This is a genomic window from Actinomadura geliboluensis (assembly GCF_005889745.1).
GTDB lineage: Bacteria > Actinomycetota > Actinomycetes > Streptosporangiales > Streptosporangiaceae > Spirillospora > Spirillospora geliboluensis.
In genome coordinates, this window is record NZ_VCKZ01000490.1 from 1 (window position 1) to 6,366 (window position 6,366).

A 6,366-nucleotide genomic window follows, 5' to 3' on the forward strand; every position below is an offset into this window, starting at 1 on the left:
CCCCAACCAGATGGAGGAGAGACCCGCATGAAGCACCCCCCTGCGCGCAGGAGGCCCGGCGCCCGCCGCGGCGTGGCCGCCGGAGCGGCGGCCGTCCTGCTCGCCTCAGGCACGGTCGCGCTGGCCCAGGCCCAGGCCAGCGCGGCCGCCGGCTGCACCGTCGAGTACACCGCCAACGACTGGGGCACCGGCTTCACCGCCAACGTGAAGGTCACCAACCTCGGCGACGCCCTCAGCAGTTGGACGCTGGAGTGGGACTTCGCCGGCAACCAGCAGGTGACGAACGGCTGGAACGGGACGTTCGCCCAGTCCGGCAAGCACGTGACCGTGAAGAACCCCAGCTGGGGCGGGGCGCTGGCCAAGAACGCCTCCGTCACCCCGGGCTTCCAGGCCACCTACTCCGGCTCGAACCAGGCCCCCACCCGGTTCACGCTGAACGGCACCGTGTGCGACGGGTCGACGGGCGGCCCCACCGACCCGCCGACGACGGATCCGCCGACCGACCCGCCGACCGGTGACCGCGTCGACAACCCGTACTCGGGGGCGAAGGTCTACGTGAACCCGGAGTGGTCCGCCAACGCCGCCGCCGAACCCGGCGGGAGCGCGATCTCCGACCAGCCGACCGGCGTGTGGCTCGACCGGATCGCGGCGATCAACGGCGTGAACGGCGGCATGGGCCTGCGCGACCACCTCGACGAGGCGCTCTCCCAGGGCGCCGGGGTGATCCAGCTCGTCGTCTACGACCTGCCCGGCCGCGACTGCTCCGCGCTGGCGTCCAACGGCGAGCTCGGCCCGAACGACCTCGACCGGTACAAGACCGAGTTCATCGACCCGATCGCGGGCATCCTCGGCGACGCCAAGTACGCCGACCTGCGGGTCGTCACGGTCGTGGAGATCGACTCGCTGCCGAACCTGATCACCAACGCGGGCGACCGGCCGACCGCCACCGAGAACTGCGACGTCATGAAGGCGAACGGCAACTACGAGAAGGGCATCGCCTACGCGCTGCAGAAGCTCGGCGCGCTGTCGAACGTCTACAACTACATCGACATCGGCCACCACGGCTGGATCGGCTGGGACGACAACTTCGGCCCGACCGCGCAGTTGCTCGCCGACACCGCCGACATGTCCGGCTCGAAGGGCAACGTGGCCGGCTTCATCACCAACACCGCCAACTACGGCGCGGTGAAGGAGCCCTACTTCACCATCAACGACTCGGTGAACGGCACGTCCGTCCGCCAGTCCTCGTGGGTCGACTGGAACCGGTACGTGGACGAGCAGTCCTACGCGCAGGCGTTCCGGCAGGAGCTGATCAGCAAGGGCTTCGACTCCGGCATCGGCATGCTCATCGACACCAGCCGCAACGGCTGGGGCGGCACCGAGCGCCCGACCGGTCCCGGCCCGCAGACGGACGTGAACGCCTACGTCGACGGCGGCCGCATCGACCGCCGCATCCACCTCGGCAACTGGTGCAACCAGGCCGGGGCGGGCCTCGGTGAGCGGCCGAAGGCCGCGCCCGCGACGGGCATCGACGCCTACGTGTGGATGAAGCCCCCGGGCGAGTCCGACGGCGCCAGCGAGGAGATCCCGAACGACGAGGGCAAGGGCTTCGACCGGATGTGCGACCCGACGTACACCGGCAACCCGCGCAACAACAACCACATGAGCGGCGCCCTGCCGGACGCGCCGCTGTCCGGGCACTGGTTCTCCGCGCAGTTCCAGGAGCTGCTGCGGAACGCCTACCCGCCCGTCCAGTAACCGGCCCCCTCCAGGAAAAGGCCCCGCGACCCGCTCCCGGTCGCGGGGCCTCTCCCTGTCGCGGGGCCTCTCTGTGCCGGGGAGCCGTGCCCGAGGGTCGGGCCGCGTGCCCGGGGGCCGGCCGGAACGGGAGCGGCCCGCGGCGTCCCCTGTCGGACGCCGCGGGCCGTGTTCTGTTGGGAGCCGTGTTCTGTTGGGAGCCGTGTTCTGTTGGGAGCGGTTCGATCGGGAGCTTTCAGGAGGTCATGCAGTGCGGTTCGACGTCGGTGGCCGAACTGGGGGCGTTCGCGGTGAACCCGAACGTCGTCGAGGCGCCGACGGCCAGCGACCCGTTCCAGCTCGCGTTCTTCACCGTGACGTCCGGGCCGGACTGCGTGTAGGTGCCGTTCCACAGGCTGCCGACCGTCTCGCCGTTGGCGAAGGTGAAGTGGGCCATCCAGCCGCTCAGCGGGAGCGTCCCGGTGTTGGTGACCTTGACCTCGCCCTGGTAGCCGCCGCCCCAGCTGTTGACGGAGCGGTACTCGGCGGAGCAGACCATGCCCGGCGTGCCGGGCGGGTCGGTGGGGTCGGTGGGCGGGTCGGTCGGGTTCCCGTCGCCCTCGCCGACGCCCGTCACCTCGCCGTTGCCGCCGTCGAACACGACGTCGGAGCAGCCGTAGAACGTCTCGTTGCTGTCCGAGCGCTGCCACACCGTGTAGATGATGTGGCGGCCGCTCTTGCCGGACGGGAGCCGGGCGTTCCAGTGGTAGTAGGCGTCCTCGCTGCCGGGCGAGCCGACGCTCGGCGGGTCGGTGGCGCTGTAGAACGGCTGGTCCTCCAGGTCGTCCCAGCTGAGCGGGCGGGTCGGGCTCCAGGTGTCCTTGGTGATGTAGGTGCGGAACGTCCCGGGGTGGGCCGCCCACTTGTTGTACCGGAACTCGATGTCCGCGCCGGACGTCAGGTGCGTGACCGGCCAGTCGTCGCGGGCCAGGTCGTAGCCGCTGAAGTCGTACACGACCGCGCCGCCGCTGCACAGCCTCCCGTCGGGGATGAAGCCGCGGGTGCGGCCCGCACCGTCCGAGCGGAGCACCGCGAACCAGTTGTACAGCGAGGTGGTGCCGCTCTGCGCGACGGCCGCCGCGCACGCGGGGTTGTGCGGGACGATCTGGCCGGTCGAGGTCAGCCCGTCCTTCCAGCACAGGTACGTGCGGCTGCCCGGCACCATCATCGCGCCGTGCGCCGACGCCGGCACGGCGGTGATCAGGGCGCCCGCCAGCATGGCGGGGCCGAGCACCGCCCCCGCCGCCAGCGCTCTTCGTCGTCGCTTTCCCATCGTCCTCCCGTCCACGGGCCGAGGAGAGTCCTGTCCAGGCGGACGCTAGCTCCGCGCCGGCGGGGCCCAGAACGGTCCTTTCACCCTTTCATCGAAGGGCGGTGACGGCAGGACCATACGGCCCGGACGGCGTCGTCCGGGCCGTGCCTCGGGCGGGCTCAGCCCTTCGTGGCACCGGCGGTGAGCCCCCCGATCAGCTGCCGCTCGGCGATGGCGTAGAAGGCGATCGCGGGGACCATGGCCAGCACGATGTAGGCGATGACGAGCGCGTAGTTCGTCGAGTACTGCCCCTGGAACTGCTGGATGCCGACGGGGATCGTCTGCCACTTCGGGTCGGCGAGCACCAGCAGCGGCAGGAAGAAGTTGTTCCAGCTCGTCACGATGGCGAGGACCGACACGGTGCCGAGGGCGGGCCGCGCCATCGGCAGCAGGATCCGCCAGAAGAACCCGAACCGGGAGCAGCCGTCCATGACGGCGGCCTCCTCCAGTTCGCCGGGGATCGTCCGGAAGAAGGACCGCAGGATGATGATCGTGATGGGCAGCGCGAACGCGGCCTGCGGCAGGATGATGCCGAGCGGGTTGTCCAGCAGCCCGAACGAGCGCAGCAGGACGAACAGCGGCAGCACCGCCACCGCGGGCGGGAACATCAGCCCGGCCGCGAACAGCGTGAAGAAGAACTCCCGGCCCCGGAAGGCGTAGCGGGCGAACGCGAACGCCGCCAGCGCCGACACCGCGACGGTGATCAGCGTGGTGGCGACGGCGATCAGCACGCTGTTGGCGATCTGCCGCCAGAAGTCGCCGGACGTCAGGATGCCGGTGTAGTTCGACACCTTCCACGGGTGCGGCAGCCCCAGCGGGTCCGCGGTGAGGTCGCCGGTGGTCTTGAAACCGGAGATCACCGCGTACAGCAGGGGGACGACGACGAACGAGCCGAGCACCCACACCAGCGTGTGCCGGGACAGGCTCCGCGCGAGGCCGGCTCTCATCGGCGGCCTCCCGCGTTGGTGACGGCGCCCTGCAGGTCGCGGCGGAGCGCGTAGCGCTGGTACAGCAGGGAGAAGACCATGCAGATGAGGAACATGGCGACGCTGATCGCGCCCGCGTAGCCCATCTGGTAGCGCTTGAAGCCGAACTGGAACATGGTGACGGCCATCGTCTCCGTGGAGTGCGTCGGCCCGCCCGTCGTGGTGACCCACACGAGGTCGAACAACTGGAGGGAGCCGATGACGGACAGGAACACGCTGATGCGCAGCGTCGGGCCGAGCAGCGGCAGCGTGACGCTGCGGAACCGCCGCCAGGGGCCCGCCCCGTCGATCGCGGCGGCCTCCAGCACCTCCGACGGGATGCCCTGCAGCCCGGCGAGGTAGATCATCATGTGGAAGCCGAAGTACTTCCACGTCATGACGGCGAACAGGGTGGGGAGCGCGGTGTCGGGGTCGGCGAACCACCGGCCGGCGAGGTCGCCGAGCAGCGGCAGGTCCCCGACGAGCTTGTCGGCGAGCCCGGAGCCCGGCAGGAAGATGATGCCGAACAGGACGCCCGCGATCACCTCGGACAGGATGTAGGGCGCGAAGAAGATCGCCCGGTACACCGCCCGGCCGCGCATCCTCTGGTTCAGCAGGACGGCGGTGCCGAGCGCGATCGGCAGCTGGACGGCGATCGAGAACACGATGATCAGCAGGCCGCGCCACAGGTCGCCGCGGAAGACGGGGTCGTCGGCGAGCTTGCGGTAGTTGCCGAGGCCGACGAAGTCCTCGGGCCAGCCGAAGCCGCCCCAGCGGAAGAAGCTCGTGTAGAACGCGACGAAGATCGGGATCAGGACGAAGAAGAAGAACAGCAGCAGGGCGGGCAGGAGGAACCAGGTGCTGGACGCCCAGCCGCGCAGCCGCTCCCCCGCCGACGCCTCCGGGCCCCGCCTGCGCGGGGCCCGTGCGGCGTGCCGCGGCCGGTCGTCGGTCGTGGCGGACAGGGTCATTGGCTCTTGGCCACCTTGGTGACCGACTCCGTGACCTGCTGGGGCGTCTTCTTGCCGCCGATGAGCGCCGCCACGCTGTCATTGACCTCCTGGCCGACCGCGGGCGGGAACGCCTGGTCCAGGTAGAGCTGGAACCCGGTGGAGCTGTTCAGCGCGTCGGCGACGAGCTTGCGGTTCTTGTCGAGCTCGCTCTCGGCGCCCTTGACGACCGGCATGAAGGCGCCGGACGAGACGAGCTTCTTCTCGTTCTCCTGGTTCATCAGGAAGGCGAGGAAGTCGATGGCCTCCTTGGGGGCGTCCTTGCTGAGCGCGTGCCCGTTGCCGCCGCCGAACACCTCGGTCGCCTGGCCCTGGCCGCCCTCCACGCTCGGGAAGGGGAACCAGCCGAGGTCTTCGCCGAGGTCCTTGCCGGAGGCGTCCTTCTGCACCGCGGGCGCCCACTGCCCCATCAGCTCCATGGCGGCCTTGCCGGCGCCCATGGTCGCGGCCTGCCCGCCGGGCGTGTCGTAGCCGGCGTTCTGGAAGCCCTTCTGGAAGGGGTCGAGGTCGGCGAGCTCCTTGACCTTCTGGCCCGCGGAGACGAAGGCGGCCCCGCTGAAGTCGTTGGCCTTCTCGGCCTGCTGCAGCGCGGGCAGGCCGCCGATGCGCATCGCGAGGTAGGCCCAGTAGTACATCTCGGGCCACTTGTCCTTGCCCGCGACCGCGATGGGGGTGACCCCCGCGGACTTGAGCTTGCGGACCGCGTCCAGGTACTCGGTCCAGGTCTTCGGGGTGTCCTTGATCCCGGCCTTGCTGAACAGGGCCTTGTTGTACCAGAAGCCCACCCCGCCCATGTCGTACGGGATCGCGTAGGTCTTGCCGTCGAACTGGTAGGGCTTCTGCGACACCGGCGTCATCGTGTTCAGGATGGCGGAGCCGTCGGAGGTGACGTCCTTGACCAGGCCGGCGTCGATCTGCTGCTTGAGGACCCCGCCGCCCCAGGTGACGAAGATGTCCGGCAGCTTCCCGGAGGCGGTCAGCGCGGTCATCTTCGACTTGAACGCCTCGTTCTCCAGGTTGGTGAGCTTGACCCGCACGTTCGGGTGCGCGGCCTCGTACGCCTTGGCGATCTGCGGGTAGAGCGTCTTGGACGGCTCGGTGGTCGCGATGTCCATCCACTCGATGGTGACCTTGCCGCCTCCCGAGTCGCCGTCGCCGCAGGCGGCGAGGAGGGGCGCGGCGGTGATCGCCACGGTGCCCGCGGAGACCGCGGTCAGGAACGAACGGCGCGACAGGTGCGGAATGCCCATGGTGGCCTCCTGGATCGGGGGTGGGCTTGGCC

5 protein-coding genes are annotated in these 6,366 nt (G+C 70.1%); 1 reads left to right on the forward strand and 4 read right to left on the reverse strand.

Going from position 1 to position 6,366, the window contains the following annotated elements; all coding sequences use genetic code 11:
- The first annotated feature begins 27 nt into the window (after positions 1-27).
- Complete coding sequence (locus tag ETD96_RS39335) at positions 28-1,758, forward strand: glycoside hydrolase family 6 protein (protein WP_138641573.1); 1,731 nt, start codon at positions 28-30, stop codon at positions 1,756-1,758.
- Between the two features lie 235 nt (positions 1,759-1,993).
- On the opposite strand, the gene ETD96_RS39340 is transcribed toward ETD96_RS39335, so the two are convergent.
- The 4 genes from ETD96_RS39340 to ETD96_RS39355 form a co-directional block, all read right to left on the reverse strand.
- On the reverse strand, positions 1,994-3,070 hold the full coding sequence (locus tag ETD96_RS39340) for a lytic polysaccharide monooxygenase auxiliary activity family 9 protein (protein WP_138641574.1): 1,077 nt from the start codon (positions 3,068-3,070) through the stop codon (positions 1,994-1,996).
- A 158-nt stretch (positions 3,071-3,228) separates the two neighbouring features.
- The gene (locus ETD96_RS39345) at positions 3,229-4,056 is read right to left on the reverse strand and encodes a carbohydrate ABC transporter permease (protein WP_138641575.1); all 828 of its coding nucleotides are present in this window, start codon (positions 4,054-4,056) and stop codon (positions 3,229-3,231) included.
- The gene (locus tag ETD96_RS39350) at positions 4,053-5,045 is read right to left on the reverse strand and encodes a carbohydrate ABC transporter permease (RefSeq protein WP_138641576.1); all 993 of its coding nucleotides are present in this window, start codon (positions 5,043-5,045) and stop codon (positions 4,053-4,055) included. Before ETD96_RS39350 ends, ETD96_RS39345 begins: the two co-directional genes overlap by 4 nt.
- The coding region (locus ETD96_RS39355) for an extracellular solute-binding protein (protein WP_338072657.1) at positions 5,042-6,366 on the reverse strand (1,325 nt) is incomplete at its 5' end. The genes ETD96_RS39350 and ETD96_RS39355, both read right to left, overlap by 4 nt.

Coding starts and splice junctions, on each gene's coding strand:
- ETD96_RS39335 (WP_138641573.1), top strand. CDS start 28: ATGAAGCACCCCCCTGCGCGCAGGAGGCCCGGCGCCCGCCGCGGCGTG.
- ETD96_RS39340 (WP_138641574.1), bottom strand. CDS start 3,070: ATGGGAAAGCGACGACGAAGAGCGCTGGCGGCGGGGGCGGTGCTCGGC.
- ETD96_RS39345 (WP_138641575.1), bottom strand. CDS start 4,056: ATGAGAGCCGGCCTCGCGCGGAGCCTGTCCCGGCACACGCTGGTGTGG.
- ETD96_RS39350 (WP_138641576.1), bottom strand. CDS start 5,045: ATGACCCTGTCCGCCACGACCGACGACCGGCCGCGGCACGCCGCACGG.